Here is a 26,681-nt window from a genome sequence, read left to right as displayed (position 1 = left end):
AGCCATGGCGCCGCGCTCCTTCTGGAAGGGCTATCTCAAGCTCTCTTTGGTCACCTGCCGGGTGGCCATGACCCCGGCCACGACCGAGGGCGAAAAGGTGCGCTTCCACACCCTCAATCGCGCGACCGGCAACCGCATCGTGTCGCGCTACGTGGATGAGGCGTCGGGCAAGCCGGTGGCGGATGAGGACGAAGCCCGCGGCTACCAGACGGGCGACGACAGCTACGTGCTGCTTGAGGATGAGGATCTCGATTCCGTCGCGCTCGAAAGCACCAGAACCATCGAAATCGAGAGCTTCGTCCCGCGCGACAGCGTGGGCTGGATCTATCTGGAGAAGCCGCATTATCTCGTCCCCGACGACGAGGTGGGAGCCGAGGCCTTCGGCGTGATCCGCGCCGCCATGGCGGAGAGCGGAATGGCGGCCCTGTCCCGCCTCGTGCTCTACCGCCGCGAGCGGGGCGTGATGGTGGAGCCGCGCGGGCGGGGCCTGATTTTGTGGACGCTGCGGTACGGCGACGAGGTGCGCCATTTCGAAGGCGCGCTGGAAGCGGACGGGAAGCCGGAAAAAGAGGCGCTCACTTTGGTGCGCAAGCTGGTCGCGGAGCGGACCCGCCCGTTCTCGCCCGAAATGGTGGGTGACCCCGTGCAGGAAGGCCTGCTCGACCTCATCGCCGCAAAGACCAAGAAGCGGGCGCCGCGCAAGGGCAAGGCGGAAACGGCGGCCGAGGCGCCCGCCGGCAATGTGGTGAATATCATGGACGCCCTGCGCCGGAGCCTTTCGGCCGAGAAGGGCAAAGGCAAGAAATCCTGAGGGAGTGGCGGGGCGAACGGCGAACCCTCAGCTCTTGTCCGGCAATGGCCTGGCGGCGCGGCGAAAATCGCCCCACGGATCACGGTCAAGGTTGGCGAGCCGCGCCGGCGCGTTCTGCGCCGTGAAGTGCTGCGGACCGATCTCCGCGCTCAATTCCTCCCACGCCAAAGGCATGGAGACGGCCGCCCCAGGCCGCGCCCGGGTCGAATAGGGTGCGACCGCGGTCGCACCGCGCTGGTTACGCAGATAGTCGATCAGAATGCGGCCCTTCCGGCGCGCCTTGGCGATGGTGGCCACGTAAAGCTCTGGACTGTCGGCCGACATTTCTTCCGCGAGCTTTTTGGTGAAGGCCTTCACCGCCGGCCATTCCGCCTTGGGCGCCAGCGGGGCGCAGACGTGAAGACCCTTGCCGCCGGAGGTCTTCAGGAAGGCCGCAAGCCCGGCCTGCTCCAGCCGCGCCCGGACTTCGCTTGCCGCATCCATCGCCGCCTGCCAGCGCACGTCGTCGCCGGGATCGAGGTCGATGATGAGAATGTCGGGTCGCTCCCAGTCGGCGAGGGTCGCGCCGAACGGGTGGATCTCCAGGGCAGCGCCCTGCACCAGTGCTGTGAGGCCATCGAGGTCGCGGATGGCGAGAAAGGGCGCCTCGTCTGTCTCCTTCGGGTCGATGACCGCCATCACGTTCTTGTCGACGCCCTTCCAGGGATGCTTCTGGAAGAAGTGGGGGCCCTGGACCCCCTCAGGGCAGCGCACGAGCGCGAGGGGCCGGCCGGTGACGAAGGGCGCCATGTGGCGCCAGATCTCGGCGTAATAATCCGCCAGCCCTTCCTTGGTCAGGCCCACGTCCGGCCAATAGACGCGGTCGGGATGGGTGAGGCGCACCCGGCGGCGCGGCGGGGCGGGAGCATCCGGGGCGGCGTCCGGCCGCTCCTGCACCACCTCGTCAGCAGGCTTGTCGTCGCGCAGGCCACGGAAAGCGGCGTGGCGCAGGTGGCCGTCGCCGGTCCAGGCGCGAAATTCCACCTCCGCCACATGCTTCGGCGCGACGAAGGTGACCCCGCGGGCTTCCTCCTTCGCCAGTCGGCCGGCGAAGGGTGACGCGTCGACCGCCTCGGCGGAGAGCAGGGTGAAGAGATCGCTGGCGACCCGCTGCGTGAAGCCGGTGCCCACGCGGCCCACGTGGCGCAGCCCGTCCTTCTCGTTCACCCCCAGCACCAGCGATCCGATGGCCTTGCGCGAGGTGGTCGACGGCACGAAGCCGCCGATGACGAATTCCTGCCGGTCCGAGCACTTGGACTTGATCCAGTCGCGGGAACGGCCGGAATGGTAGGGCGCATCCTTGATCTTGGAGATGACCCCTTCGAGGCTGAGGCGGCAGGCGTGCCGCAGCACCAGCGCTCCGTCGTCCTCGAAATGGGCGCTGAAGCGCAGCTTGCCTTCGCCCTCACCCACGAGGCGCTCCAGCACGGCCTTGCGCGCGAGGAGGGGGGCGCCGGTCAGGTCCTGGCCGTCGAGGTGCAGAAGGTCGAACAGGAAATAGACGAAGCGGTCGCTACGCCCGTCCGAGAGATCCGACTGGAGGGCGGAGAAATCGGTGGCGCCATTGCCGCCCTCCACGACGATCTCGCCGTCGAGCAAGGCATCGGTGACGGGCAGAGCCTCCAGCGCACCGATGATCTCGGGGCCGAAGCGCTCGGTCCAGTCGAGCCCCGTCCGCGTCAGGAGCCGGGCACGCCCCCCTTCGATCCGAGCCTCGATGCGGTAGCCGTCGAACTTGATCTCGTGGATGTAGCGTTGTCCCGCCGGGGCTCGGGTGGCCAGAGTGGCGAGTGCGGGCGGCACGAAGGCGGGCAGGGGGCCTGCCTTGGCGCCTTTCGGCAGCGGCGGTGTGACAGAGCCGGCAGGCTTCGTGGTGGTCGATTTGGTGGCAGGTGCCTGGGTTGCAGGTGACTGGGTTGCAGGTGATTTGACGGCGGAAGACTTGCCGCGTGCTGCTCCGGGCTTCGCGGGCGTCACCTTCGACGACGGTGTGGCGTCTTCAGCCGATGCTTTGCTCCGAGAGGCCTTCGTTTGCGGGGATTTGGAAGCGTCAGCCGACACGGTCGCGGCAGCCTTGTTCTTCGTTTTCCCTTTGCCCGCCGCAGCCGGCGACATGTCGAGCTCCTCCACGTCGCGGCCCGAAACCACGGAGGCGGGCTTCTCCTCCAGGATATCCGGCGCCCCCGGCGGGCGGGCGGCTTCGTCATCGGCTTTGATGAGCAGCCAGTTCTCGGTCTTCTCGCCGGCCCGTGGCGCCATGCGCACGAGGTGCCAGCGGCCGGACAGCTTCTCCCCGGCGAGGGTGAATTCCATATGGCCCTTGGCATAGGCCTTGTGCGGATCGCCGATGGGGGTCCACGTGCCCCGGTCCCAGATGATGACCGATCCGCCGCCATACTGGCCCTTGGGGATCGTGCCCTCGAAGCTGCCATAGTCGAGGGGGTGATCCTCCACATGGACGGCGAGGCGCTTCTCGCCCGCATCGAGGCTCGGGCCGCGCGTCACCGCCCAGCTCTTCAACACCCCGTCCATCTCCAGGCGGAAATCGTAATGCAGGCGGCGCGCTGCATGCTTTTGGATCACGAAGACGCCCTGCGGTGCCTCGGCCTTGCCCTTGCGGCCGCCCCCCGTCGCCTTTCCGGAAGGCTCGGGCGTCGCACGGAAATCGCGCTTGGCGCGGTAGGTGTCGAGACCGGCCATGACTCAGCTCGCCTTGCGGGTGGACTTGGGCGCCTCGGCCTTGGCATCCTTCGCCGCGGCGGAAGATTTGGCCTTCGCTGGTACCTTGGCCTTGGCCGGTGCCTTGGCCGCTGCCTTGGGCGCGGATTTCGCTGTGCCCTTCCCGGACAAGGCTTGAGCCTTCGACCCGCCGCCCGCCTTGGCGCCGCCGGCGCTCGCCTTGAGGGCTTCCAGCAGGTCGACCACCTTCTCCTCCCTGCGCGGCGCGGGCTTGGGAAGGGGACGCCCCTCCATCTTCGCGCGGACCAGTTCGGCGAGGGCGCTTTCGTAGCGGTCATCGAAGGCGGCCGGATCGAATCGGCCCACCTTGGTGGAAATGATGTGGCTGGCGAGGTCCAGCATCTCGCGGGTCAGTTTCGAATCGGGGATGTCGGCGAACGCCTCCTCGGCCGAGCGAACTTCGTAGTCGAAGGAGAGGGTCGAGACCAAAAGCGCTCCGCCTTCCTCATGGGGGCGGATCAGCAGCTTGCGCACGCGGCGGAACAGCAAGGCCTCGCCCAGCGCCGCGACCTTCTGCGCCTGCATTCCGGCAGTGATGAGGGCAAGCACTTCGGCGCTGGGCCGATCAACTGGCGCAAGAAAATAGGGGCGGTCGAGATAAACGGTGTCGATACCGTCGCAAGGCAGGAAGGCGTCAACGGAAATGGTGCGGTCGTTCTCCGGCAGGACAGCCGCGGCCTCTTCCGGTTCGATGGTGACGTATTCACCCTTGGCCACCTCGTAGCCCTTCACCTGGTCGTCGGCCTCAACCAGCTTTCCGCTCTCTTCATCCACATACTGGCGGCGCAGGCGATGGCCACTCTTGCGGTTGAGGAGGTGAAGCGAGATGCGCTCCGATGTCGAGGCAGCGGCATAGAGGCCGACGGCGCAGCTCAGCGCCCCGACCGTGAGGAACCCTTTCCAGCTTGCGCGCGGCGCCATGGGTGTGTCCCGTTGCGTCCCTGATCGCACACCCGCGGCGCGCCGCGGGCAAGCACTTTCGTGAAAGGATCGTCAGGCCGCGTGGCGGCGCGCATAGAATGTTGCGAGCTGGCGCGCCTCGGCACGGGACCCGGCCCGGATGGGCGCGGACGTGCCGTCCATCACCTGCCACATCCAGCGACGCTCGCGGCAGAAGAGGCTGACGATGGGCGCTCCGTCGCGCAGCAGCGTTTCTTCGCTGGCGTCCTCGGACTTCCATTCCAGTATCACATCACCGTCACCGGTGGCGCGGAAGAATTCTCCGCCCTCGGCCAAGAAATGCCTAACGGCTCCCCGGATCGGCGCTTCGTAATGCATGGCGGAATCTCCTGTTGCAGATCCAAGTTGCAACGGCTGCGTTTGGTTCCGTTGCAGGCTGGGCCGCCGCGTGCTCTAGAGCGTGATCGCAAGGATCGGAGGCGTCATGGTTCAGGTCTACGAGGCACGGGAAGTCGAGGCGGCGCTCACGTATGAGCGGCTGGTGCCGGCCTTGCGCGCGGCGTTCGCCGAGGCGGCGGTGGAATCCCCGGTTCGCCAGGCGCACGACGTGGGCACCTCGCAGGCCCCCGGCCATCTCCTCGCCATGCCGGCGTGGCGGCGTGGTGCCGCTTTGGGGGTGAAGCTGGTGAACATCTTCCCCGCCAATGCCGACCGCGGCCTCGGTTCGGTGCATGGCATCTACGTGCTGTTCGACGGCGCAACCGGCGTGCCGCAGGCCATCATCGATGCCGAGGCGCTGACCAACCGGCGCACCGCCGCCACCTCGGCCCTCGCCTCCACCTTCCTCTCGCGGGAGGACAGTTCGACCCTCACGGTGGTGGGCACCGGGCACCTCGCCTTTCATCTCGCCCAGGGCCATTGCGCCGTCCGCCCCATCCGCCGGGTGCTGGTGTGGGGCCGCTCGCTGGCGCGGGCGGGGGACATGGCCGAACGCCTCGCGGCTCTCGGCCTGCCCGCGGAGCCGGCGGCCGACCTCTCCGCGGCGGTCGGGGCGGCGGACATCGTCACCTGCGGCACGACCTCGACGCAGGCGCTGGTGCTGGGGCGGGACGTGAAGCCGGGCACGCACGTGGACCTCGTCGGCGCCTTCACCCCCGCCATGCGGGAGAGCGACGACGACCTCATCGCGATGGGCACCGTCTATGTGGACACCTATGGTGGCGCCTTGGCGGAGGCGGGCGATCTGCTGCTTCCCGCCGCGGCCGGCCGCTGGTCCACGGACCGCGTGGCGGGCGACCTGCACGAGCTGTGCGCCGGCCTGAAGGCCGGGCGCAGCGACGCGGCCCCGATCACGCTCTTCAAGTCGGTCGGCGCCGCGCTCGAGGATCTTGTGGCCGCCGAGCTGGTGGCTGCCGAGGGGACCCCGGCGTCGCCCGCGCCGTGACGGCAGCCGCGCCTCAGGAAGCTTCCACGCGACTGGCGGGCGGAGTGCGCGCGCGCCCGCGCTTGGGGGCGGCATCGGCGCGGGAGGCGGCGAGGGCTGCGATGGCCAGACCCACCGCCAGCACCCACCAGGCCGGGCGCGGGCCGAGGTCGAAGAAGAGGTTGGCCTCCGCCACCCGCCACGGGTCCACCCGGGTGGCGAGGCCATACCACGCGATCTCGATGGCGGCCGTTATGAGCGCGCAGATAACCGCGAGGCCGGCCATCACGGCAGGCGTGACCTCGCCCTTCAGCCGTGCGGCGATCCGATAGGCGAAGAGCAGCAGGAACAGGCCCGCCATGAGCACCGGCTCGGACACGTCGAGCTTGGTCTGGAGGAAGAAATGCACCGCCGCCAGCACGGCGATGCCGTAGACGGCGGCGTGCAGCCGGTTCCAGCGCTCTGCGCCGAGCCGCCGGATGGCCCCGTCGAACGATGTGGCGCCAAGCGCCACCAGGAGCGCCACGGCAACGGCGCCGATGGTGAGATAGATGCGCAGCACGATCTCGCTCAACGCGCGACCGAAGCCCTGGTCCAGGCAGAACAATACGAGATGCAGCGCCGCATAGCCGAGCGCGGCGAGGCCGAAGATGCGCCGACCGAAATAGAGCTTCGGCAGGAACAGGAGGCGCCGCAGAGGCGTGATGGCGAGCGTCACCGCGAGGAAGCGGATGGCCCACAGCCCGGTGAAGTGGATCGCCTCGGTCCACGGCCGGGCGCCGAGTCCGCCATTGGCCGCGAGCCCGACCAGCCAGACCGCCGGCAGGATGGAGGCGACCAGGAACAGGGTCTTTTCGGGGCTGAACTGGCCGGAACGTTCTTGAAACAGGGGCATCGGGTCTTTCTCGGTGCCGGGACGGGGCAGATCGGGGGGCTGGCGGACCATGTCCGTCCACCAGCCAGCGCCCTGCGGAGCGGAGCGCGCATTCCCCTTTCGCCGGCGGCGACGGCGCGGTTACGGCCACCGCGCGCACGATGGCGTGACCGGCGCTCCGCTTCAGGCGTTGAGCTCGGCTTCCAGCTGCGCCTTCAGGCCGGGATCAATGCCCAGCGCCTCGGCGAGACCATTGAGATAGCGGTACTCGGCCGCATTGTCCGGACGAATAGCCAGCGCCGACGCCGCATAGATCTGCAAGGCGGCCTCGGGCGTCGTTGCCGCCTCGATCACCTCGCGCGGATCGACCGGCGTGGTCAGGATCGCCGCCAGAGCATCCTGATCGCCGCCGCCCGCCTGTATGCGGTCGAGCCCGCTGGTGATCCGGGCGACTTCGTCCTGGTCGATCTCGCCATCGGCCTGCGCCGCCGCAGCCATGGCGGCGACGAGAACGCCGGAGAAGGCGTCCGGGCCGCCGGGCGCCGCAGCTGGCGAGAAGGCGGCCCCCGGTGTGCCGGAGGCGAAGGCGGAGCGCCCGCCCGCGCTGGCCTGCCATTTGCGGAAGGCCTTCCATGCGAGCATGCCGATGATGGCCAGCCCGCCGTACTTCATGAGGTCGTTGCCGCCAGATGCGGACGGAGCCGTGTCGTGTCGCGGGGTGGGGGAGGGAAGGGGGTCGAGATCGCCCTGCGGCTGTGGCGCGGAACCCCCGCGCCCCAGCGCGTCCGCCGCGATCTCGCCGAGCGATCCGCCGCGCGTGCCACCGCCGGAGATGCCCCCGCCGGCGGTCGAGCCGCCCGAGGGGCCGCCGCCCAGAATCTGGCCCAGAATGTCCTCGATGCCGCCGGAAGGGCCGGCGCCGCCCGGGCGGCCCGAGGGCGATCGGCCGCCGCCGAGAACCTGTCCGAGGATGTCGCCAAGCCCGCCGGGAAGGCCTGAGGCGCCGCCTGTTCGTCCGGCCCCGCCGCCGAGCACCTGCCCGAGAATGTCGCCGAGCCCGCCCGGTAGTCCCGGATTGCCGCCGGAGCCGCCGCGGCCTCCTGCACCACCCAGCACTTGCCCGAGGATGTCTTCAAGCCCGCCGGGCAGGCGCTGGGACGCAGCCCCGCCGCGACGCACGCTGCCCCCGCCAAGGGCAGCTCCGAGGATTTGGCCGAGAATCTCACCCATTCCACCCGTCGTGCCAGCCATTGGACTCTCCCTCGCCAAGGCTGGTTTCGCGCGTCCTGTCGGACCGCGCGGGCGGCTCTAGACTGCCACCGGTGCCTTGATCGCCGGATGGGGATCGTAGCCGACGATTTGGACGTCTTCGTAGCGGAAGGCAAAAATGTCCGTCACCGCCGGATTGAGCTTGAGCTGCGGCAGGGCGCGCGGCGCGCGGGACAACTGCTCGCGGGCCTGGTCCAAATGGTTGAGATAGAGGTGCGCGTCGCCCAGCGTATGGACGAAATCACCGACGCCGAGCCCCGTCACCTGCGCCACCATGTGGGTCAGCAGGGCATAGGAGGCGATGTTGAACGGCACGCCGAGGAAGGCGTCGGCCGACCGCTGGTAGAGCTGGCAGGAGAGCTTGCCGTCCAGAACGTAGAACTGGAACAGGCAGTGGCAGGGCGGCAGCGCCATCTTGGCCACGTCCGCCGGATTCCAGGCGGTGACGATGAGGCGGCGCGAATCGGGATTCCTGCGGATGTCCGAGACCACTTGTGCGATCTGGTCGATCACCCCGCCCTCGGGGGTCGGCCAGGAGCGCCACTGGTGGCCGTAGACCGGCCCGAGATCGCCCTTGGCATCGGCCCACTCGTCCCAGATGGAGACACCGTTCTCCTTGAGATACCGGATGTTGGTATCGCCGGCGAGGAACCACAGAAGCTCGTGGACGATGGATTTCAGGTGCAGTTTCTTGGTCGTGACGAGGGGAAAGCCCCGGGCCAGATCAAACCGAATCTGGTGGCCAAACACCGACAGAGTTCCTGTGCCGGTGCGATCGTCCTTGCGCACGCCGTGGTCGAGGATGTGGCGCAGCAGCTGGTGGTAGGCTTCCATGGCTCGGGTCCGACGCTCGATTCCGCTGTGGCCAGAGGCGGCAGTCTAGCCGCCGGACAAGTCCGCTGCCACTCTGGCGGGGCCCTGTGAACAAGTCGTAACGCCAGCTTCCGTAACGGGTGCCCGAGGAGGTCCGCCGCGCGCGAAAATGTGAATGATTTCCGCAACGTATGCCCCACCGCGAGGCGGAGCTGTGCCACGAGCCGGCCGCATTGGACGAGCGTCTTGGGCCGCTCTAACGATCAAGGGTTTGCGATCATGCGCCAGACTTCCCTCACTTCCGCGCTTCTTGAGGTGCGCGCCTTCCTCGCCGGTCAGGCGCAGGCGGAGGAGTTCCGCAACGAGGCTGCCTGGGAGGCCGGATCTTCGCACGAGGAGCACGCCGCCATCGACGCCCTCGCCCGCCTCGACGAGGCGCTCGGGCGTCTTCAGGCCCGCCAGAAGAGCGCGATGCGGCCGGCCTCCATCGCGGCCTGAAGCCCGCCCGAGCGACCGCCGGCCCGTCTCGCTGCGGTGCAGCGTTGACATTGGGCTTTCGTATACCTCACACTGAACGTGTTCCAAGGGGGGCCCCGGACGGGGCTGAGATATCGCAAGTCCAATGGTGTGATGCCTGCGGCGCCGCGATGACCCTTCGAACCTGATCCGGGTCATACCGGCGAAGGGATCGGAACTTGTGCCCCCGGCGCTCAGCGTCGTTCCGCACCCGTCTCCTAGCTCTACCCCCGGCTCTCGTTGAAAGCGCAAGCTGAACGGAGATCCGCATGCTGGACGAAGCCTCGACGTCCTCCCTTAAAGTCACCACCGGCCCCTTGCCCCATTCCCGCAAGGTGTTCGTCTCCGCCACGCGCCCCGACGTGCGCGTCGCCATGCGCGAGGTTCAGCTGTCGGACCCCGCCGAGCGGCCGCTGAAGGTGTATGACACCTCCGGCCCTTACACGGACCCCGAGGCCATCATCGACCTCACCAAGGGCCTCTCGCCGCTGCGCGCCCAGTGGATTCGCGAGCGCGGCGACGTGGAAGAGGTGGAAGCCCGCGCGGTGCGGCCCGAGGACAACGGGCTCAAGGCCGGCCAGAGCTCCTCTCTGCCCCAGTTCGACCTCACAGGGCGCAGCCCCCTGCGCGCGAAGGCAGGCAAGCGGCCGACCCAGATGGCCTATGCCCGCGCCGGCATCATCACGCCCGAGATGGAATATGTGGCTGCGCGCGAGAACCTCGCCCGCGTCAATGGCGGGGCTCACCCGCACCATCAGGCCATGAGCCTCGGTGCCGCCATTCCCGCCGAGATCACGCCCGAGTTCGTCCGCCAGGAAGTGGCGCGGGGCCGCGCCATCATCCCGGCAAACATCAACCACCCGGAAATCGAGCCGATGGCCATCGGCCGGAATTTCCTGGTGAAGATCAACGCCAATATCGGCAATTCCGCCGTCTCTTCCGGCATTGCGGAGGAGGTGGACAAGCTCGTGTGGGCCACCCGCTGGGGCGCCGACACGGTGATGGATCTCTCCACCGGCAAGCACATCCACACCATCCGCGAGTGGATCATGCGCAATTCGCCGGTGCCCATCGGCACAGTGCCGATCTATCAGGCGCTCGAGAAGGTCAACGGCGTCGCCGAGGACCTCACGTGGGAGGTGTTCCGCGACACGGTGATCGAGCAGTGCGAGCAGGGCGTGGACTACATGACGGTGCACGCGGGCGTGCGCCTGGCGTTCGTGCCGCTCACCGCCAACCGCGTCACCGGCATCGTCTCGCGCGGCGGCTCGATCATGGCCAAGTGGTGCCTTGCCCACCACAAGGAGAGCTTCCTCTACGAGCATTTCGAGGAGCTCTGCGAGATCCTCGCCCAGTATGACGTCTCCTTCTCCCTCGGCGACGGCCTGCGCCCCGGCTCCATCGCCGACGCCAACGACGCGGCGCAGTTCGCCGAGCTGGAGACCCTCGGACAGCTCACCGAGATCGCCTGGAAGTATGACTGCCAGGTGATGATCGAGGGCCCCGGCCACGTGCCGCTGCACCTCATCCGCGAGAATGTGGAGAAGCAGCTCAAGGTCTGCCACGAGGCGCCGTTCTATACCCTCGGCCCGCTGGTAACGGACATCTCCCCCGGCTACGACCACATCTCCTCCGCCATCGGTGCGGCGATGATCGGCTGGTTCGGCACCGCGATGCTCTGCTACGTCACGCCGAAGGAGCATCTCGGCCTGCCCGACCGCGACGACGTGAAGACCGGCGTCATCTCCTACAAGATCGCCGCCCACGCCGCCGATCTCGCCAAGGGCCACCCGGCGGCGCGCATCCGCGACGATGCGCTCTCCCGGGCCCGCTTCAGCTTCCGCTGGCGCGACCAGTTCGCGCTCTCGCTGGACCCGGAGACGGCCGAGCGCTTCCACGACGAGACGCTCCCCGCCGAGGGGGCCAAGGTGGCGCACTTCTGCTCCATGTGCGGGCCGAAGTTCTGCTCCATGAAGATCTCGCAGGAGCTGAAGCTGGAAGCCGGCGACATCGCCCGCGCCCAGGCCGACAACCTCGCCTCCGCGGGCATGGCCGAAATGGCCCAAAAGTTCCGCGACGGCGGCGGCCTGATCTACACGCCCGCTCCCGAAGTGGCGCCTCCGCCGCCCGCGCCGGCGAAGTAAAGGCGAGGCCGGCCGGTCGCCTTGCCGTCGCCCTTCGGCTTGACCGAAGGGCCCATCTTGGCGCCGAAGGTCCGGCGGATAGATGTTCCGGTGAAGCCGGAGCATGACGGTGGGGTGGTCGGCTGGTTCGCTCAACGCTGGGCGAGGGCTTCGTCAGCCCTCCGCCCGCGCGGCCATGTCGAGCAGGCGCTCCAGCGCCGCCTCCGGTGTTGCGCCCGGCCAGTCGGCCATCTGGTGGCGGAAGAAGGTCTCCTGCCGCTTGGCGTAGCGCCGCGTGTCGCCCTGGCCTTCGGCTATGGCGTCGTCGAGGCTCATCTGCCCCGCGAGGTGGCGGGTCAGGGCCGGCGCGCCGTGGGCCTTGAGAATGGTTCGATCCGGCCTGAGGCCCCGAGCGGCGAGGCGGCGGACCTCCTCCAGAGCGCCTTGCGCCATCATCGTCTCGAACCGAGCGTCGATGCGCCTCCGCAGCAGGGCTCGGTCCACCTCCAGCACCATGCGCAGGCAATGGCGCGCATCGAGCAGCGGCGGCTGGGCGTCGGCCTGCCAGTGGACCAGCGGCCGGCCGGTCGCCCGCTCCACCTCCAGCGCCCGCAGCACCCTTTGGCGGTCGTTGACGTTGAGCCGGGCGGCGGTCTCCGCGTCGCGCGCGGCGAGTGCGCCATGGAGCGCCGCATTGTCGAGCGCACCGGCCTCCGCCCGTATCCCGGCGCGCACCGCCTCGGGAATAGGCGGGATCTCGGCGAGCCCCTGGGTCAGCGCCCGAAAATAGAGCCCCGTGCCCCCCACGAAGACCGGCGTGAGCCCTCTGAGCCCGGCGTCGGCAATCGCCGCGCGGGCATCGTCGAGCCACCGGCCGACGGAATACTCCGTGTCCGCATCCACATGCCCGTAGAGGCCGTGGGGCACTTGAGCCATCTCCGCGACCGTCGGCCGCGCCGTGAGGACGTGGAGGTCGCCATAGACTTGCATGGAATCTGCATTGAGCACGATCCCGCCCAGGCGCTCGGCGAGCGCCAGGGCGAGGGCTGACTTGCCGCTGGCTGTGGGACCTGCGATGAGCACCGCCGACGGCTTTCCCGCGAGCTTCGATCTTTCCATGGCTTATGTCGCAACGCTCATCTCGAACCCATCTGCCCCGGCATTGACCTCCGAGGCAATCCACGATGCCCGCGCCGTGCTGCCCGGGGCACAGGATCCGGTGGTGCTCGCCGCCGAAATCGCCGTCGACATCCATTTTGCCCCGGAACTGGGGGCGGACGCCCGCGCCCTCGCCGATGCGGTCCGCGCGGCGCTCGGCTCGGCCCCCATTGACGTGGTCGTGCAGCTTGAGACGGGCCGGCGCAAGCGCCTGTTCCTCGCCGACATGGATTCAACCATGATCGGCCAGGAATGCATCGATGAACTGGCCGATCTCGTGGGCGTGAAAGCGCATGTCGCTGCCATCACCGAGCGGGCCATGCGCGGGGAGATCGACTTCGAGCCGGCGCTGCGCGAGCGGGTCGCCCTTTTGCGCGGGCTCCCGGCCGGGGTGGTCGCGGACGTGCTGCGCGACCGGATCAGCCTCACCCCCGGCGGGCCGGAGCTGGTGGGAACCATGAAGGCCAACGGCGCCTATGCGGCTTTGGTCTCCGGCGGTTTCACTTTGTTCACCGGTGAGATCGCGAACCGCATCGGCTTCGACGAGCATCGCGCCAACACCCTTCTCATCGAGGATGAGCGCTTCGTCGGTGCCGTCGCCGAGCCCATCCTCGGCCGCGACGCCAAGCTTGCCGCCCTTGTGGAGCTGCGGGACGGCCTGCACCTCGCCCCATCCGAGACCATGGCCGTGGGGGATGGCGCGAACGACCTGGCCATGCTGCAGGAGGCGGGCCTCGGCGTCGCGTTCCACGCCAAGCCGGCGGTGGCGGCGGCGGCCCACGCCCGCGTCGACCACGGCGACCTCACGGCGCTGCTCTACATGCAGGGCTACAGCCGGGACGAATTCCGCACCGTGTGAGACCAGCCTACTGGCTGGTGCTCTGGCCGGCGCCGGTGGCGCCCGGCTGGTTCTGCGCATTCTGCGAGCGGGGCAGGGGAATGATGCGTACCTTGCGCTGGCCGGGCTGCTCGGAGGCCGGGGCAAGAGGCGCGGCGGCCGTGGCCGCCACCTGACCGCCCGCTTCAGCCGCGGCCGGATCCGAGGTGGCGGGCTTGGCCGCTCCGCCCTTGCCGCCCTTGCCAGCGGGTTCGCTCGCCTTCGGCAGCGACATCTCGCGGGCCTGCTCCTCGGTCACGAGGATGTCGCCCTTGCGCAGGGTGGTCTCGTCCTCCAGCCCGGCAAGGGCCTGGGCCCAGGACTGGCCGGCTGGCCGGCAAGTGCACGCGGGAACCAGCTCCTTGCGGTAGCGCAGCGCGTTGGGCAGCGACATGTAGGACTGGCCGGAGATGCTCACTGCCGACTTGATGTCGCCGCTGTAGGTAAAGAGCTGGGCTTCCGAGCCGGGGCACAGGCGCTTGCAGAGCTGGTCGTCCTGGGCAAAGCGGCTGGAATTGGTTGAGTTGGCCATGGGGAAGAAATAGCCGTCGCAGGTGCGGACGCAGACGGTGCGCGAATAGGACGGCTTGGCCTGATCCAGGGGGATCATGTCGAGGTCGGGTGAGCTTTCCTCCGGCTCGCTCTGGGGCGAGCCGAAGATGGCCTCGAAGAAGTTCTTGGGGCGCTGCGGCTCGGCGGCGCGCCGCGCGGCCTGCACGGCGGCGGTATATTGCGCGCCGCAATTGTTCTGGGCGAGGGCGATGATGAGCGCCCGGCGCTGGCCGCCGGTGTCGCCGCCGCCGCCGCGCTCGAGGCCGGCGATCTGCGACCGCAGGCGCGACACCTGGTCGTCGATCTGGTCGCACTGGGGCGGACGGGGCGGGCCCTGGAAGATGAAGAAGCCGCGTGGGGCATCGCAGCCCATGCCGCGGGCCTGGGCGGAGAGGCGGTCGAGGTCGCCGCGGAGCTTCGCTGCCTGCGCCTGCTGCGATCCGGCGCCGGTCGTGCCCCGGTCGAGGGCCATAAGTGAGCCTTCGAGCTGCTGGCAGGCCGGGCTTCCCGCCTGGGCGAAGGCCATGGTGGTGACGCTCGCCGCGAGCGCGGCGCCCAGCACCGCCCGGCGGGCGAGACCCAGCGCCGAACCCAGCACACCGCCGCCCATGCCCATGCCTCGCGCGGTCTCCATCCTGAACCTTCTCTACCCTCGGGCCGGTGACCCGTTGAAGTGGCACCGGCGCCCTGATGACCCCGCCTTCTATATCGCGACAGCGCCGGGCAATGGTGACGAAACTATGGCCCGCGCGTCCCGCCGCGAAGCGCGCTGCCGGGGCGCGACGTTCAGCTCTTGCCGCGGGAGCGGATGTTGAAGCTGTCGAAAGCGTATTCGGCGATCTGCCACCACACCAGCTGTTCGGCGCGGATGGCATTGACCGAATCCAGCGCCTGCTTGAACGCCGGATTGGTGGCGGCGATCTCCCCATAGAGCTCGAAGGCGGCCTTGTAGCCGGCCTCCATGATGGCCTGCGGGAAGGCGCGCAGCTCGACGCCCTGCTGCACGAGGCGGCGCAGGGCCGGCGGGTTCACCGAATCGTATTTCGCCAGCATCCAGTTGTTGGCGGCCTCGGCGGCGTTGCGGACGATGGCCTGGTAATGCTTCGGCAGGGCATCCCACTGGGCGTTGTTCATGACGAGGTGCAGCATGGCGCCGCCCTCCCACCAGCCGGGATAATAGTAATACTTGGCCACCTTTACGAGGCCGAGCTTCTCGTCGTCATAAGGTCCGACGAACTCGGCGGCGTCGATGGAGCCGCGCTCCAGGGCGGGGTAGACGTCGCCGGGCGCGATCTGCTGCGGCACCACGCCGAGCTTCGCCAGAACCTGCCCCCCGATGCCGCCGATGCGGAATTTCAGGCCCTTCAGGTCGTCCACGCTGGTCAGCTCCTTGCGGAAGAAGCCGCCCATCTGGCACCCCGAATTGCCCATGGGCATGGAGGTGACGTTATATCTCGCGAGCACGCCGTTGATGATTTCTGCGCCGCCGCCGAAGAACCACCACGAATGCTGCTGGCGTGAGTTGAAGCCGAAGGGCACGCCGGTGCCGAAGGCGAGCGCCGGGTCCTTGCCGGTGTAGAAATAGGTCGCCGTCTGGGCGCACTCCACGGAGCCGGTGGACACCGCATCGAGGGCCTGGAGCCCCGGCACCAGCTCGCCGGCCGGGAAGGTCTGGATCTGGAAACGGCCGTCGGTCGCCTCGGCGACCATGCGCGCGAAGGTCTGGGCGGTGCCGAAGATGGTGTCGAGGGAGCGCGGGAAGGAAGACGTGAGGCGCCACTTCACCTCGGGCTGGGTCTGGGCGATGGCCGGCGCGGCCACAGCGCCTGTGGCGAGCGCGGTGGCGGATGCGCCAATGAAGTGCCGGCGCTTCATTTCCATGGGTGTGCTCCTCGGGACCGTTTGATCGGGCTCTGTGGTGGGGCTTAGGGGGCGATGGGGCGAAATGGGTGTCACGCGGCGCGCCGCCCGTCAATCTCGGTGGTAGCCGGGCAAGTGATATTGCGCTGCCCTTCCCCCGCGCCGGGGGGCATCCCATATCTCAGGTATCTGCCTGTGGCAGCCTTCTGGGGAATTCCATGACGCCAGTCCATTCGACCGCCCGTCCGACCCTCTTGCGCCGGCTCGGCCGTCTCGCGCTCCTGGGCGCTTTGGCTCTGCCGTTCCTCGCCGCAGGGCCAGCTCTGGCGCAGGAACCGGATCCCATCTTCAAGAAGTCCACGGTGTGGAAGTTCCTGACCCCGGACGACAAGCTCGCCGTCTACGGCATCGACGATCCGGTGGTGCAGGGCGTCGCCTGCCACTACACCACCCCCGAGCGGGGCGGGCTCAAGGGTATGGTGGGCGTCGCCGAGGAAACCTCCGACATCTCGCTGGCGTGTCGGCAGGTCGGGCCCATCTCCTTCAAGACCAAGTTCGAGCAGGGCGACGTGGTGTTCCGCGAGAGCCGCTCCTTCTTCTTCAAGAAGATGCAGATCGTGCGGGGCTGTGACACCAAGCGCAACGTGCTCGTCTATCTCGTCTACTCGGACAAGCTGATCGAGGGCAGCCCGAAGAACTCCACCTCCACCGTCCCCATCATGCCGTGGGGCGGCACGGGGGACGTGCCCAAGTGCGCGGATTTCGTGCGCTGATCGGCGCCGTCAGCGCGAGCAGGTGATGGCGACGGCGTCGGGACACAGCGGCCCGACGCAGGCTGAAGCGGGATTGCGCACCCCGGTGGGCGCGAACGCGCTGCCCGTGGCGGCGACGCGGCCGAAGTCGATGGCCCGCGTGTAATCATGGGTGCGGCACCAGTCTTCGGCGATGCTCCGCCCGCAGGGTGCGCCGGAAGCGAGGCAGGCGTCCACGCCGCCGCCATCCGCGTCATCGATGATGAAGATGCGAGTATCCGCCGAGGCGGCCGCCGTGAGCGCCATGAGCGCCATGAGCGCCACGGACGCGGCAGCCAGCTTTCGGATGAGTTGCATGGAAGGCTCGGGACCTCTTTGGGCGGCGCCGTGGCGGGATCAGGCTCGCCGGACGACGGAGCGGGATGCAGGCGATGAGATGCAGTGCGGCCCCCGCCCGGCGCATCCGGCTTTGGGGATAGACGGGGCGCCGTCGTTCGGTCAAGCGCAGCCCGATAACGATCTCCGGAGCGGCCCCGTCCCCTCGGCGCCCGGCGTCCTCGCCCCAGCCTTGCCCGGTTGCGCGAAAAATCTTGACGGGCGGACGTGCGCGAACCATTGTCCCGCGCCATGAACGGCGGTCACGTCACCATCAGCGCCATTGCGGCGATTATTTGCGGTTAGCCGAAAAGCTGGCCGCGGCCGTCCTTTGCTCATCTCTTAAGACAAGGATCTGGACGCCCCGGCCGGTGGACCGGCTTGGCGCACGATGTTGCGCCATTCGGGGGAACGATCCATGGAGCTCAGGCTCTACAACACGCTGACCCGCTCGAAGGACCTCTTGCGTCCGCTCGACCCCGCCAACGTGCGCATGTATGTGTGCGGGCCGACGGTCTACGACCATGCGCACATTGGCAACGCCCGCCCGGTCATCGTCTTCGACGTGCTGTTCCGCCTGCTGCGCCGCCTCTATGGCGCCGATCACGTCAAGTACGTGCGCAACATCACGGACGTGGACGACAAGATCAACGCCCGCGCCGCCGAGCGGTCCATCTCCATCCGCGACCTGACGGAAGAGACCTACCGCTGGTTCCGCGAGGATACGGCGGCGCTGAACTGCCTGCCGCCCACCGTGGAGCCGCGCGCCACCGAGCATATCGAGGAGATGCGCATCCTCATCGAGCGGCTCGTCGCCTCCGGCCACGCCTATGTGGCGGAGGAGCATGTCCTGTTCAACGTGCCCTCCATGCCGGACTACGGCCGCCTCTCCCGCCGCTCGCTGGACGAGATGATGGCCGGCGCCCGCGTGGACGTCGCCCCCTACAAGCGCGACGCCATGGACTTCGTTCTGTGGAAGCCGAGCGCCGAGGGCGTGCCCGGCTGGCCCTCGCCCTGCGGCATCGCCACCCCCGGCCGGCCCGGCTGGCACATCGAATGCTCGGCCATGAGCTGGAAGCATCTGGGCGAGACCTTCGACATCCACGGCGGCGGCATCGATCTCGTCTTCCCGCACCACGAGAACGAGATCGCGCAGTCGCGCTGCGCCTTCCATTCCGGCGTGATGGCGCAGATGTGGATGCACAACGGCTTCCTGATGCTGGAAGGCGAGAAGATGTCCAAGTCGCTGGGCAACTTCGTCACCATCCGCGAACTGCTCGACGAATGGCCCGGCGAGGTGCTGCGCCTGGCCATGCTCTCCACCCATTACCGCCAGCCCATCAACTGGACGCGCCAGGGCCTCGGCTTCGCCGCCAAGACGCTGGACAAATGGTATCGCGTCATCGGCGACGTGGAGGCGGAGAGCGGGGAGGCCAATCCGTTCGAGAGCGAGATCGCCGACCGCCTCGCCGACGACCTGAACACGCCCTCCGCCATCACCCATCTGCACCACCTCGCGGAGGTGGCGGAGCATGAGGACACCTCCTCGGCCTTGCGCCGCCGCTTCAAGGGTGCGGCCAATCTGCTCGGCCTTTTGGGCGACACCGAAACCGGGTGGCGCGCGCGGCAGAAGCAGGCCATCGCTTTGGACGAAGGGGTCATCGCCGGCCTCATCGCCGACCGCATCGCCGCCCGCAAGGCGAAGGACTTCAAGCGTGCCGACCAGATCCGCGAGGAGCTGGCCGCCAAGGGCATCGTGCTGATGGACAACAAGGACGGGACCACGAGCTGGGAGGTGTCGCGATGAGCGCGCCCGTCTCCCTGCGCCCCTTCCTGCCCGCCGACGCGCCGGCGCTGGCGGACCTGTTCCGCGCCTCCGTCCTCGAATTGACCGGCGAGGATTACGACGAGGAGCAGCAGGAGGCCTGGAGCGCCGCCGCCGATGACGGCGAGGCCTTCGCCGCCCGCCTCGCCGAGGGGCTCACCCTCGTCGCCCTGCGCGCCGGCGCGCCGGTGGGGTTCCTGTCGCTCAAGGACAACACCCTCATCGACCTGCTCTATGTGGCGCCCGATGCTGCGGGGAGCGGCGTCGGCACGGCGCTCTGCGATGCCGCCGAGACGCTGGCCAAGGCCCGCGGCGCGCGGGCCGTGACGGTGGACGCCAGCGACACCGCTCTCGGCTTCTTCCAGAAGCGCGGCTACGTGGCCCACCGCCGCAATATGGTGCCGCTGGCCGACACCTGGCTCGGCAATACGGCGATGGAGAAGAAGTTCGCCGAAGGAGCGCAGCCATGAGCACGCCGTCGCAGGACGGGCGCGAGCGCCTCTATCTCTTCGACACCACCCTGCGTGACGGCGCCCAGACCAACGGGGTGGATTTCACCGTCGCCGACAAGGTGCGGGTGCTCGCGCTCCTCGACAAGCTGGGCGTGGATTATGTGGAGGCCGGCTACCCCGGCGCCAATCCCACCGACACCCAGCTGTTCGCCCAGAAGCGCGACGCCCGGGCCCGCGTCACCGCCTTCGGCATGACTAAGCGGCCGGGCCGCTCGGCCTCCAACGATCCCGGCATCGCCGCGCTGATCGAGGCCAAGGCCGATGCCATCTGCTTCGTCGCCAAATCCTCCGCCTATCAGGTCCGCGTCGCGCTGGAGACCACCAAGGAGGAGAACCTCGCCTCCATCCGCGAGAGCGTCGAGGCGGCCATTGCCGCCGGGCGCGAGGCGCTGGTGGATTGCGAGCATTTTTTCGACGGCTTCAAGGAGGACCCCGCCTTCGCGCTCTCCTGCGCCCGCACCGCCTATGAGGCCGGTGCGCGCTGGGTGGTGCTCTGCGACACCAATGGCGGCACGCTGCCCCACGAGGTGGAGGCCATCGTCGCCGAGGTGGTGAAGGTGGTGCCCGGCGCGAACGTGGGCATCCACGCCCATAACGACACCGAGCAGGCGGTGGCCAATTCGCTTGCCGCCGTGCGCGCCGGCGCGCGGCAGATCCAGGGCACGCTCAACGGCCTCGGCGAGCGCTGCGGCAACGCCAATTTGTGCTCGCTCATTCCAACCCTGCTGCTGAAGCGCGATTTCGCCGAGCGCTTCGAGATCGGCGTCTCGCGCGAGGGTCTGGGCGATCTGGTGCAAGTCTCCCGCACCTTGGACGAGATGCTGAACCGCGCGCCCGACAGGCACGCGCCCTATGTCGGCGAGAGCGCCTTCGCCACCAAGGCGGGCATTCACGCCTCGGCCATCCTGAAGGACCCTGCCACCTACGAGCATGTGGCGCCGGAAGCGGTGGGCAACCGTCGCAAGCTGATGGTCTCCGACCAGGCCGGCAAATCCAACGTCCTGTCCGAGCTGGAGCGGCTCGGCGTGGCGGTGGACAAGAAGGACCCGCGCATCGCCCGCCTCCTCGACGAGGTGAAGGAGCGCGAGGCGCTGGGCTATGCCTACGAGGCGGCAGACGCCTCCTTCGCGCTGCTGGCGCGGCGGATGCTGGGCTCGGTGCCGGACTATTTCACGGTGGAGCGCTTCAAGGTGAATGTGGAGCGCCGCTACAACGCCAAGGGCGAGCTCACCACGGTGGCGGAGGCCATCGTGAAGGTGAAGGTGGACGACGAGACCCTGATCTCCGCCGCCGAGGGCAACGGCCCGGTGAATGCGCTGGACGTGGCGCTGCGCAAGGACCTCGGCAAGTACCAGCCCTTCATCTCGGGCCTGCACCTCACGGACTATCGGGTGCGCGTCCTCAATGGCGGCACCGAGGCGGTGACGCGGGTGCTGATCGAGAGCGCGGACGAGACCGGCGACCGCTGGACCACGGTGGGCGTCTCCCCCAACATCATCGACGCCTCCTTCGAGGCGCTGCTTGATTCCATCACCTGGAAGCTGCTGAAGGAAAAGGCGCCGGCCTGAGGGGCCGTTCCCCGGACAAGCGACGGCGCAGCCGGAGCGCTGATCCGGGGTCCAGCGCAGGAGTGCCGCGCAGCGGGCAAAATTTTGGAACGCCGGAGCAAGGAAGCGCCTTCGGCGGTCACTTGCGCTGGGCCCCGGCTCGCATTCCGCTGACGCTGCATGCGTCCGGGGCGCGAGGGTGGTGCGCGCTGTCTACTTCCCCGCCAGCGCCTTCAGCGCCGCGAGCACTGCTTCCGTATCCGCACCCAGCCGGGGGCTCGCGCTCTTCGCCACCTGCCGGACACCGTCGAGCACGATGGGGCTTGCTACGGCCGGAATGGTGCCGCCGCCGGCCTCGGCCAAATCCACGCGCAGGCCGCGCGCCTTCACCTGGGGGTCCTCGAACACCTGAGAGACCGTGTTGATCGGCCCGGCCGGCACGCCCTTCGCCTCCAGTGCGGCGAGGAGGTCGTCGCGGGCGAAGGCCATGGTCAGCGCGGTGAGCTTCGGCACCAGCACGGCGCGGTTGGCGACGCGGGCGGGATTGGTCGCGTAGTCTGTCTCCCGCGCCAGCTCCGGCGCGCCGAGCACGGCACAGAAGCGAGCAAACTGGCCGTCATTGCCAATGGCGGCGATAAAGTATCCGTCGGCGCAGGGGAAGACCTGATAGGGCACGATGTTGGGATGGGCATTGCCCATGCGCTTTGGGGCCTTGCCGGAGGTGAGATAGTTCATGGCCTGGTTGGCGAGCACGCCCACCTGGGTGTCGAGCAGCGCCATGTCCACATGGCCGCCCGTGCCGGTCTCGTCGCGGCGGCGCAGGGCGGCGAGGATGCCAACGGTGGCATAGAGGCCGGTGAAGATGTCGGCGAAGGCGACGCCCACCTTCTCCGGCTCTCCATCCGGCGCGCCGGTGAGGTCCATGATGCCGCCCATGCCCTGCACGAGGAAGTCGTAGCCCGCGCGCGGCGCATAGGGGCCGTCCTGGCCGAAGCCGGTGACGGAGCAATAGACGAGGCGTGGGTTCTCTTGTCTCAGGCTCTCGTGGTCGAGGCCGTATTTCTTCAGCCCTCCGACCTTGAAATTCTCGATCAGCACGTCGCTTTCGCCAGCAAGGGCGCGGATGATCTTCTGGCCTTCTTCGGTCTCGAAATCCACCGCCACCGAACGCTTGCCGCGATTGGTCGAATGGAAATAGGCGGCGCCCAGGTCCGCCCCGTCCGCCCCCTTCAGGAAGGGCGGTCCCCAGGTGCGGGTATCGTCGCCGCCGCCCGGCCGCTCCACCTTGATGACCTCCGCCCCGAGATCGGCGAGCAATTGCCCGCACCACGGCCCGGCGAGGATGCGGGCGAGTTCGAGGACGCGGAGGCCGGCGAGGGGAGGGGAGGCGAGGGGCGACATGGGGGACTCTTTTGCAGCTCTGGCTCCCCCCTCTCCCTTGCGGGAGAGGGGACAGGAGCGGTTCTCAGAAGAACGCCTGAATGCCGGTGATCGCACGGCCGAGGATCAGCGCGTGGATGTCGTGCGTGCCCTCGTAGGTGTTCACCGTCTCAAGGTTTGCCGCATGGCGGATGACGTGGAACTCGGCCGAGATGCCGTTGCCGCCGTGCATGTCGCGGGCAACCCGGGCGATGTCCAGCGCCTTGCCGCAATTGTTGCGCTTCAGGAAGGAGATGGCCTCGATGGGCAGCGTCCCCTCATCGAACATGCGTCCCGCGCGCAGCGCCAGCTGGAGGCCCAGCGCGATCTCGGTGGCCATGTCGGCGAGCTTCTTCTGCACCAGCTGGGTGGCGGCCAGCGGCTTGCCGAACTGCTTGCGGTCCAGCGTGTACTGGCGGGCGGCGGCGTAGCAGGCTTCCGCCGCGCCCATGGCGCCCCAGCCGATGCCGTAGCGGGCGCGGTTGAGGCAGCCGAACGGGCCGGGCAGGCCGGCGGCCTTGGGCAGGAGGTTCTCTTCCGGAATCTCCACGTCCTCCAGCACGATCTCGCCGGTGATGGAGGCGCGCAGCGAGAGCTTGCCCTCGATCTTGGGGGTGGAGAAGCCCTTCATGCCGCGTTCGACCACGAATCCCTTGATGGCGTTGTCGTGCGCCGCGGACTTGGCCCACACCACCGCGAGGTCGGCGATGGGGGAGTTGGTGATCCACATCTTCGCGCCGTTGAGGCGGTAGCCGCCGTCGATCTTCTCGGCGCGGGTGCGCATGCCGGCTGGGTCGGAGCCGGCGTCCGGCTCGGTGAGGCCGAAGCAGCCGACCCACTCGCCGGTGGCGAGCTTGGGCAGGTACTTCTTGCGCTGCTCTTCCGTGCCATAGGCATAGATGGGATGCATGACGAGGGAGGACTGCACGCTCATGGCCGAGCGGTAGCCACTGTCCACCCGCTCCACCTCCCGCGCCGCAAGACCGTAGGCCACATAGCCTAGGCCGGCGCCGCCATAGTCCGCCGGGATGGTGGGGCCGAGCAGGCCCAGCTCGCCCATCTCGTTCATGATCTCGCGGTCGAAGCGCTCGTCGAGATAGGCGGAGGTGACGCGGGTCAGCAGCTTTTCCTGCGCATAGTCGCGCGCCGTGTCGCGGACCAGGCGCTCGTCCTCGGTGAGCTGGCCATTGAGATCGAAGGGGTCGGCCCAGTCGAAGATGGGCTTGCCGGATGCGGCCATGGCGTCGTCTCCCGCTGGCAGAGCACCCATGGCAGGGAGTCTGCATTTACATTCCATCCAGTCGGTATATAAATGTCTGGCGACAGTCAAGGAGCGGTCCGCTGCCGGACGACATGAAACAGGAAGGGGCCGACAGCATCGGCTCGGGCGTTCCCACTTCGCCCGCGCCGCGCCGGGGACGTGCGCGCAAGGCCGCCGCCGGGGGCGCAAGGCTCGGCCGCCCGCCGCTGATGGATGATCCGCGCGCGGAGATCCTGCGCCAGGCGGCGCAACTGTTCGCGCAGAAGGGCTATGTGGAAAGCTCGCTCGCCCAGCTGGCGCGGGCCATGAACTATTCGAAGGGCGCCATCTACAATTATTTCTCCTCCAAGCAGGAGATCTACGACGCAATCATCATCTTCACCTTGAAGGGCCTTTATGAGACTGCGGCTGCGGCCGTGAGGGATGAGGATCCGCCGGCCGAGCGCCTGCGGCACTTCATGGTCGCCCATGCCCGCTTCCTGGCGGACAATTACGATTGCTTCGTTACCATGCTCGTGGGCTTCTCCGGCATGGACAATTCCGCTCTCAAGGCGGACGCCCTCGCCTTGCGCGACGCCCACGAGGGCCTGCTGCGCCGGATCATTGCCGACGGTGTGGCGGATGGCTCATTCCGCGATGCCGGCGCTGCCATGACCGGCCGGGCGGTGCTCTCGCTTCTGAGCTGGATGGTCCGCTGGTTTCGCCCGGACGGCAGCAAGACGGCCGAACAGGTGGCGGAGGAGTATCACGACCTTCTGGTGCGTGGCCTCATGGCCTGAGCCGGGCCATGGCACCGTGGTTCAATCGGCGGTCCTGACCGCAAACCGCGGCGGGCTCACAGGGGGCGACGCGCCTGGGCCCTCCGGTCAAGCCGGAGGGCGACGGGGGAGCGTTCGGCGCGGGACGAGGCGGGCGGCGGACCGCCCGGCCTCACGCGACGCAGGAGAGGAAGCCCTGCTCCAGCGCCTTGCCATCGAGCTTGCGGCCGATGAAGACGATGCGGCTCACCCGCTTCTCGTCGTCCTTCCACGCGCGCTGGTGGTCGCCGTCCAGGATCATGTGCACGCCCTGGAAGACGAAGCGGTCCGGATCGTCCTTGAACGAGAGGATGCCCTTGGAGCGCAGGATGTTCGGTCCCTCGACCTGCACGAGATTCTGGACCCAGGGGAAGAACTTGTCGGGGTCGAGTGGGGTCTCGGTGGAGAAGGAGACCGACTGGATCTCGTCGTCATGCACCGCCTTCAGGCCGTGATGGTGGTGGCCGTGATCGTGATGATGGCCGTGGTCATGGTCATGATGGTGGTCGTGGCCGCAGTCCGGCCCGCAGTCGGGACCGTGGGCATGGTCATGGTGATGCTCGTCTTCCTCCAGGAAGGCCGGCTCCAGCTCCAGCACGCGTTCCAGGTCGAAGGCGCCCTGGTTCAGCACCTTGGCGATGTCGATCTCGGACTTCTGCGTCCGGTAGAGCTTCGCATAGGGGTTGATGCCCCGGATGCGGGCCTCCACCTCGTCGAGCTCAGGGGCGGTGACGAGGTCCGTCTTGTTGAGCAGGATCACGTCGGCGAACGCCACCTGGTTCTTCGCCTCGGGCGCGTCCTTCAGCCGGTCGGAGAGCCATTTGGCATCGGCCACCGTCACCACCGCGTCGAGCTTGGTCTTGGCCTGCACTTCCTCGTCCACGAAGAAGGTCTGGGCGACGGGGGCGGGGTCGGCGAGGCCCGTGGTCTCCACGATGATGCCGTCGAAGCCGCCCTTGCGGCGCAGCAGGCCGTCGATGATGCGGATGAGGTCGCCGCGCACGGTGCAGCAGATGCAGCCGTTGTTCATCTCGAACACTTCCTCGTCGGCGCCCACCACGAGGTCGTTGTCGATGCCGATCTCGCCGAACTCGTTGACGATGACGGCGAACTTCTTGCCGTGGGGCTGCGACAGGATGCGGTTCAGCAGCGTGGTCTTGCCGGCGCCCAGATAGCCGGTGAGCACGGTGACGGGGATCTTCTCGGCCTGCGTTTCAGCCATGGCTTCACCTTGGTGCGGAGCGGCGGCCCGAGGGGCCACCGCGGAGGAGAGTAGTGCGGCGCTCAGCTGGAAAGAGCCGCGGAGAGCGCGCGCACGTTGGAGTTCATCATGCCGATGTAGGTGCTTGCCTGGCCTTTGTCATCGGAGAGCGCGTCGGAATAGAGCTCGCCGCCGATCTTGGCACCGGTCTCCTTGGCGATCCGCTCGATGAGGCGCGGGTCGCTCACATTCTCGATGAACACCGCCGGGATCTTCTGCGCCTTGATCTGGCGGATGATGCGCGCCACGTCCTTGGCGGAGGCCTCGCTCTCGGTGGAGACACCTTCTGGCGAGATCAGGGTGAGGCCATAGGCCTCGCCGAAATAGCCGAAGGCGTCATGGGTGGTGATGATGCGGCGCTGCTCGGCGGGGATCCTGCCGATGGCCGCCTTCACCTCGCCTTCCAGGGCGTCGAGCTTTGCGGTGTAGGCGGCAGCGTTGGCGGCATAGGCGTCTTTGCCGGCCGGGTCTGCTGCGGTCAGGCCGTCGCGGATGTTCGCGACATAAACCTTCGCATTGGCGATGGACTGCCAGGCGTGCGGGTCGATGGCGCCGTGGTCGTGGGCGTCCTTCGCGCCGTGCTTCTTCTTGGCCTTGTCGTCCTCGTCCTCGAAGCCGGTGCGCGGCGTGATGCCTTTGGTGGCGACCACGACGGCCGCCTTGCTGCCCGAGGCCTTCACCAGGCGGTCCATCCACCCCTCGAAGCCGAGGCCGTTGACGACCACCACCTTTGCGGCCGCCATGGCTTTCGCGTCAGCTGGGGTGGGCTGGTAGACGTGGGCGTCTCCGTTCGGTCCGACGATGGTGGTGACGGCGACCCGGTCGCCGCCCACCTCGCGCACGAAATCGCCGAGGATGGAGAAGGAGGCGACCACGGGCAGCTTGCCCGTCGCAGCAGGAGATTGGGCCAGGGCGGGAGCGGCCAGAACGCCGGCGAAAGCGGCGGCGAGAAGGAGGCGTCGGGAGAGCATCGCGGGT

24 protein-coding genes and 1 riboswitch are annotated in these 26,681 nt (G+C 68.4%); of the genes, 10 read left to right on the top strand and 14 right to left on the bottom strand.

Features of this window, described 5'->3' with window-relative positions; translation table 11 throughout:
• Positions 1–4: 4 nt before the first annotated feature.
• Positions 5–811, top strand: a complete 807-nt coding sequence (gene ku / locus ABLE93_RS09465) for a non-homologous end joining protein Ku (protein WP_348839543.1) — start codon at positions 5–7, stop codon at positions 809–811.
• 27 nt (positions 812–838) lie between these two features.
• On the opposite strand, the gene ligD is transcribed toward ku (ABLE93_RS09465), so the two are convergent.
• From ligD to ABLE93_RS09450, 3 genes are all read right to left on the bottom strand, one after another.
• Positions 839–3,550: a DNA ligase D gene (gene ligD, locus ABLE93_RS09460; RefSeq protein ID WP_348839542.1), complete on the bottom strand. Its 2,712-nt coding sequence runs from the start codon at positions 3,548–3,550 to the stop codon at positions 839–841.
• A 3-nt stretch (positions 3,551–3,553) separates the two neighbouring features.
• Entirely contained in the window at positions 3,554–4,510 is a 957-nt protein-coding gene (gene ku / locus ABLE93_RS09455) for a non-homologous end joining protein Ku (protein WP_348839541.1), read from the bottom strand.
• A gap of 72 nt (positions 4,511–4,582) precedes the next feature.
• Positions 4,583–4,867, bottom strand: coding sequence for a hypothetical protein (locus ABLE93_RS09450; protein WP_348839540.1), 285 nt, complete (start codon positions 4,865–4,867; stop codon positions 4,583–4,585).
• 106 nt (positions 4,868–4,973) lie between these two features.
• On the opposite strand from ABLE93_RS09450, the gene lhpI reads away from it, so the two are divergent.
• Positions 4,974–5,933 carry a bifunctional Delta(1)-pyrroline-2-carboxylate/Delta(1)-piperideine-2-carboxylate reductase gene (gene lhpI / locus ABLE93_RS09445; RefSeq protein ID WP_348839539.1) on the top strand — a complete coding sequence of 320 codons (960 nt, stop codon included), beginning with the start codon at positions 4,974–4,976 and terminating at the stop codon, positions 5,931–5,933.
• Positions 5,934–5,946: 13 nt separating this feature from the next.
• Here lhpI and msrQ read toward each other — a convergent pair whose 3' ends face one another.
• The 3 genes from msrQ to ABLE93_RS09430 form a co-directional block, all read right to left on the bottom strand.
• Positions 5,947–6,807 carry a protein-methionine-sulfoxide reductase heme-binding subunit MsrQ gene (gene msrQ, locus ABLE93_RS09440; RefSeq protein WP_348839538.1) on the bottom strand — a complete coding sequence of 287 codons (861 nt, stop codon included), beginning with the start codon at positions 6,805–6,807 and terminating at the stop codon, positions 5,947–5,949.
• 162 nt (positions 6,808–6,969) lie between these two features.
• Entirely contained in the window at positions 6,970–8,037 is a 1,068-nt protein-coding gene (locus ABLE93_RS09435; protein WP_348839537.1) for a tellurite resistance TerB family protein, read from the bottom strand.
• Between the two features lie 57 nt (positions 8,038–8,094).
• Positions 8,095–8,889, bottom strand: a complete 795-nt coding sequence (locus ABLE93_RS09430; protein ID WP_348839536.1) for a thymidylate synthase — start codon at positions 8,887–8,889, stop codon at positions 8,095–8,097.
• Positions 8,890–9,147: 258 nt separating this feature from the next.
• On the opposite strand from ABLE93_RS09430, the gene ABLE93_RS09425 reads away from it, so the two are divergent.
• Positions 9,148–9,366, top strand: coding sequence for a hypothetical protein (locus ABLE93_RS09425; RefSeq protein ID WP_348839535.1), 219 nt, complete (start codon positions 9,148–9,150; stop codon positions 9,364–9,366).
• Between the two features lie 76 nt (positions 9,367–9,442).
• Positions 9,443–9,574, top strand: a riboswitch (TPP riboswitch).
• 79 nt (positions 9,575–9,653) lie between these two features.
• Positions 9,654–11,528 (top strand): phosphomethylpyrimidine synthase ThiC, encoded by a 1,875-nt coding sequence (gene thiC, locus ABLE93_RS09420; protein WP_348839534.1) that lies wholly within the window; start codon positions 9,654–9,656, stop codon positions 11,526–11,528.
• 153 nt (positions 11,529–11,681) lie between these two features.
• On the opposite strand, the gene miaA is transcribed toward thiC, so the two are convergent.
• Positions 11,682–12,626 carry a tRNA (adenosine(37)-N6)-dimethylallyltransferase MiaA gene (gene miaA / locus ABLE93_RS09415; protein ID WP_348839533.1) on the bottom strand — a complete coding sequence of 315 codons (945 nt, stop codon included), beginning with the start codon at positions 12,624–12,626 and terminating at the stop codon, positions 11,682–11,684.
• Here miaA and serB point away from each other — a divergent pair.
• Entirely contained in the window at positions 12,625–13,524 is a 900-nt protein-coding gene (serB, locus tag ABLE93_RS09410) for a phosphoserine phosphatase SerB (protein ID WP_348839795.1), read from the top strand. The two genes, miaA and serB, sit on opposite strands and share 2 nt — an antisense overlap.
• Before the next feature lie 7 nt (positions 13,525–13,531).
• On the opposite strand, the gene ABLE93_RS09405 is transcribed toward serB, so the two are convergent.
• Entirely contained in the window at positions 13,532–14,728 is a 1,197-nt protein-coding gene (locus ABLE93_RS09405) for a DUF2865 domain-containing protein (RefSeq protein ID WP_348839532.1), read from the bottom strand.
• Between the two features lie 152 nt (positions 14,729–14,880).
• Positions 14,881–15,969 carry a TRAP transporter substrate-binding protein gene (locus ABLE93_RS09400; RefSeq protein ID WP_348839794.1) on the bottom strand — a complete coding sequence of 363 codons (1,089 nt, stop codon included), beginning with the start codon at positions 15,967–15,969 and terminating at the stop codon, positions 14,881–14,883.
• A 203-nt stretch (positions 15,970–16,172) separates the two neighbouring features.
• On the opposite strand from ABLE93_RS09400, the gene ABLE93_RS09395 reads away from it, so the two are divergent.
• Complete coding sequence (locus ABLE93_RS09395; RefSeq protein WP_348839531.1) at positions 16,173–16,727, top strand: CreA family protein; 555 nt, start codon at positions 16,173–16,175, stop codon at positions 16,725–16,727.
• Between the two features lie 9 nt (positions 16,728–16,736).
• Here ABLE93_RS09395 and ABLE93_RS09390 read toward each other — a convergent pair whose 3' ends face one another.
• The gene (locus ABLE93_RS09390) at positions 16,737–17,063 is read right to left on the bottom strand and encodes a hypothetical protein (RefSeq protein ID WP_348839530.1); all 327 of its coding nucleotides are present in this window, start codon (positions 17,061–17,063) and stop codon (positions 16,737–16,739) included.
• A gap of 436 nt (positions 17,064–17,499) precedes the next feature.
• Between ABLE93_RS09390 and cysS the strand changes: the two genes are divergently transcribed.
• From cysS to cimA, 3 genes are read left to right on the top strand one after another with little or no spacing between them, the layout of a single operon-like run.
• Positions 17,500–18,888 (top strand): cysteine--tRNA ligase, encoded by a 1,389-nt coding sequence (gene cysS, locus ABLE93_RS09385; RefSeq protein ID WP_348839529.1) that lies wholly within the window; start codon positions 17,500–17,502, stop codon positions 18,886–18,888.
• On the top strand, positions 18,885–19,376 hold the full coding sequence (locus tag ABLE93_RS09380; protein ID WP_348839528.1) for a GNAT family N-acetyltransferase: 492 nt from the start codon (positions 18,885–18,887) through the stop codon (positions 19,374–19,376). Before cysS ends, ABLE93_RS09380 begins: the two co-directional genes overlap by 4 nt.
• On the top strand, positions 19,373–20,986 hold the full coding sequence (gene cimA, locus ABLE93_RS09375; RefSeq protein ID WP_348839527.1) for a citramalate synthase: 1,614 nt from the start codon (positions 19,373–19,375) through the stop codon (positions 20,984–20,986). Before ABLE93_RS09380 ends, cimA begins: the two co-directional genes overlap by 4 nt.
• 192 nt (positions 20,987–21,178) lie before the next feature.
• Here the strand turns inward: cimA and ABLE93_RS09370 are convergent, their stop codons facing one another.
• Complete coding sequence (locus tag ABLE93_RS09370; protein WP_348839526.1) at positions 21,179–22,366, bottom strand: CaiB/BaiF CoA transferase family protein; 1,188 nt, start codon at positions 22,364–22,366, stop codon at positions 21,179–21,181.
• A 64-nt stretch (positions 22,367–22,430) separates the two neighbouring features.
• Positions 22,431–23,624, bottom strand: a complete 1,194-nt coding sequence (locus ABLE93_RS09365) for an acyl-CoA dehydrogenase (protein WP_348839525.1) — start codon at positions 23,622–23,624, stop codon at positions 22,431–22,433.
• A gap of 113 nt (positions 23,625–23,737) precedes the next feature.
• Between ABLE93_RS09365 and ABLE93_RS09360 the strand changes: the two genes are divergently transcribed.
• Positions 23,738–24,424, top strand: coding sequence for a TetR/AcrR family transcriptional regulator (locus ABLE93_RS09360; RefSeq protein WP_348839524.1), 687 nt, complete (start codon positions 23,738–23,740; stop codon positions 24,422–24,424).
• A 151-nt stretch (positions 24,425–24,575) separates the two neighbouring features.
• Here the strand turns inward: ABLE93_RS09360 and ABLE93_RS09355 are convergent, their stop codons facing one another.
• Both ABLE93_RS09355 and ABLE93_RS09350 read right to left on the bottom strand, forming a co-directional pair.
• Positions 24,576–25,664 carry a CobW family GTP-binding protein gene (locus ABLE93_RS09355; protein WP_348839523.1) on the bottom strand — a complete coding sequence of 363 codons (1,089 nt, stop codon included), beginning with the start codon at positions 25,662–25,664 and terminating at the stop codon, positions 24,576–24,578.
• 62 nt (positions 25,665–25,726) lie between these two features.
• Positions 25,727–26,674 carry a metal ABC transporter solute-binding protein, Zn/Mn family gene (locus ABLE93_RS09350; protein WP_348839522.1) on the bottom strand — a complete coding sequence of 316 codons (948 nt, stop codon included), beginning with the start codon at positions 26,672–26,674 and terminating at the stop codon, positions 25,727–25,729.
• Between the last annotated feature and the right edge of the window lie 7 nt (positions 26,675–26,681).

Origin of the sequence: Xanthobacter pollutisoli (genome assembly GCF_040044995.1) — a bacterium.
Lineage (GTDB): Bacteria > Pseudomonadota > Alphaproteobacteria > Rhizobiales > Xanthobacteraceae > Xanthobacter.
The sequence above is the reverse complement of the archived record's forward strand: the minus strand, read 5'-3'. Positions and strand labels throughout refer to the sequence as shown.

Excerpts from the sequence above, each read along its gene's own strand:
- cysS (WP_348839529.1), top strand. The coding sequence starts at position 17,500 with ATGGAGCTCAGGCTCTACAACACGCTGACCCGCTCGAAGGACCTCTTG.
- ABLE93_RS09450 (WP_348839540.1), bottom strand. The coding sequence starts at position 4,867 with ATGCATTACGAAGCGCCGATCCGGGGAGCCGTTAGGCATTTCTTGGCC.
- ABLE93_RS09370 (WP_348839526.1), bottom strand. The coding sequence starts at position 22,366 with ATGTCGCCCCTCGCCTCCCCTCCCCTCGCCGGCCTCCGCGTCCTCGAA.
- miaA (WP_348839533.1), bottom strand. The coding sequence starts at position 12,626 with ATGGAAAGATCGAAGCTCGCGGGAAAGCCGTCGGCGGTGCTCATCGCA.
- ligD (WP_348839542.1), bottom strand. The coding sequence starts at position 3,550 with ATGGCCGGTCTCGACACCTACCGCGCCAAGCGCGATTTCCGTGCGACG.
- ABLE93_RS09395 (WP_348839531.1), top strand. The coding sequence starts at position 16,173 with ATGACGCCAGTCCATTCGACCGCCCGTCCGACCCTCTTGCGCCGGCTC.
- lhpI (WP_348839539.1), top strand. The coding sequence starts at position 4,974 with ATGGTTCAGGTCTACGAGGCACGGGAAGTCGAGGCGGCGCTCACGTAT.
- ku (WP_348839543.1), top strand. The coding sequence starts at position 5 with ATGGCGCCGCGCTCCTTCTGGAAGGGCTATCTCAAGCTCTCTTTGGTC.
- ABLE93_RS09405 (WP_348839532.1), bottom strand. The coding sequence starts at position 14,728 with ATGGAGACCGCGCGAGGCATGGGCATGGGCGGCGGTGTGCTGGGTTCG.
- ABLE93_RS09360 (WP_348839524.1), top strand. The coding sequence starts at position 23,738 with ATGAAACAGGAAGGGGCCGACAGCATCGGCTCGGGCGTTCCCACTTCG.
- serB (WP_348839795.1), top strand. The coding sequence starts at position 12,625 with ATGGCTTATGTCGCAACGCTCATCTCGAACCCATCTGCCCCGGCATTG.
- ABLE93_RS09425 (WP_348839535.1), top strand. The coding sequence starts at position 9,148 with ATGCGCCAGACTTCCCTCACTTCCGCGCTTCTTGAGGTGCGCGCCTTC.
- ABLE93_RS09365 (WP_348839525.1), bottom strand. The coding sequence starts at position 23,624 with ATGGCCGCATCCGGCAAGCCCATCTTCGACTGGGCCGACCCCTTCGAT.
- ABLE93_RS09380 (WP_348839528.1), top strand. The coding sequence starts at position 18,885 with ATGAGCGCGCCCGTCTCCCTGCGCCCCTTCCTGCCCGCCGACGCGCCG.
- ABLE93_RS09400 (WP_348839794.1), bottom strand. The coding sequence starts at position 15,969 with ATGAAGCGCCGGCACTTCATTGGCGCATCCGCCACCGCGCTCGCCACA.
- thiC (WP_348839534.1), top strand. The coding sequence starts at position 9,654 with ATGCTGGACGAAGCCTCGACGTCCTCCCTTAAAGTCACCACCGGCCCC.
- ABLE93_RS09435 (WP_348839537.1), bottom strand. The coding sequence starts at position 8,037 with ATGGCTGGCACGACGGGTGGAATGGGTGAGATTCTCGGCCAAATCCTC.
- ABLE93_RS09390 (WP_348839530.1), bottom strand. The coding sequence starts at position 17,063 with ATGCAACTCATCCGAAAGCTGGCTGCCGCGTCCGTGGCGCTCATGGCG.
- ABLE93_RS09350 (WP_348839522.1), bottom strand. The coding sequence starts at position 26,674 with ATGCTCTCCCGACGCCTCCTTCTCGCCGCCGCTTTCGCCGGCGTTCTG.
- ABLE93_RS09430 (WP_348839536.1), bottom strand. The coding sequence starts at position 8,889 with ATGGAAGCCTACCACCAGCTGCTGCGCCACATCCTCGACCACGGCGTG.
- ABLE93_RS09355 (WP_348839523.1), bottom strand. The coding sequence starts at position 25,664 with ATGGCTGAAACGCAGGCCGAGAAGATCCCCGTCACCGTGCTCACCGGC.
- ku (WP_348839541.1), bottom strand. The coding sequence starts at position 4,510 with ATGGCGCCGCGCGCAAGCTGGAAAGGGTTCCTCACGGTCGGGGCGCTG.
- cimA (WP_348839527.1), top strand. The coding sequence starts at position 19,373 with ATGAGCACGCCGTCGCAGGACGGGCGCGAGCGCCTCTATCTCTTCGAC.
- msrQ (WP_348839538.1), bottom strand. The coding sequence starts at position 6,807 with ATGCCCCTGTTTCAAGAACGTTCCGGCCAGTTCAGCCCCGAAAAGACC.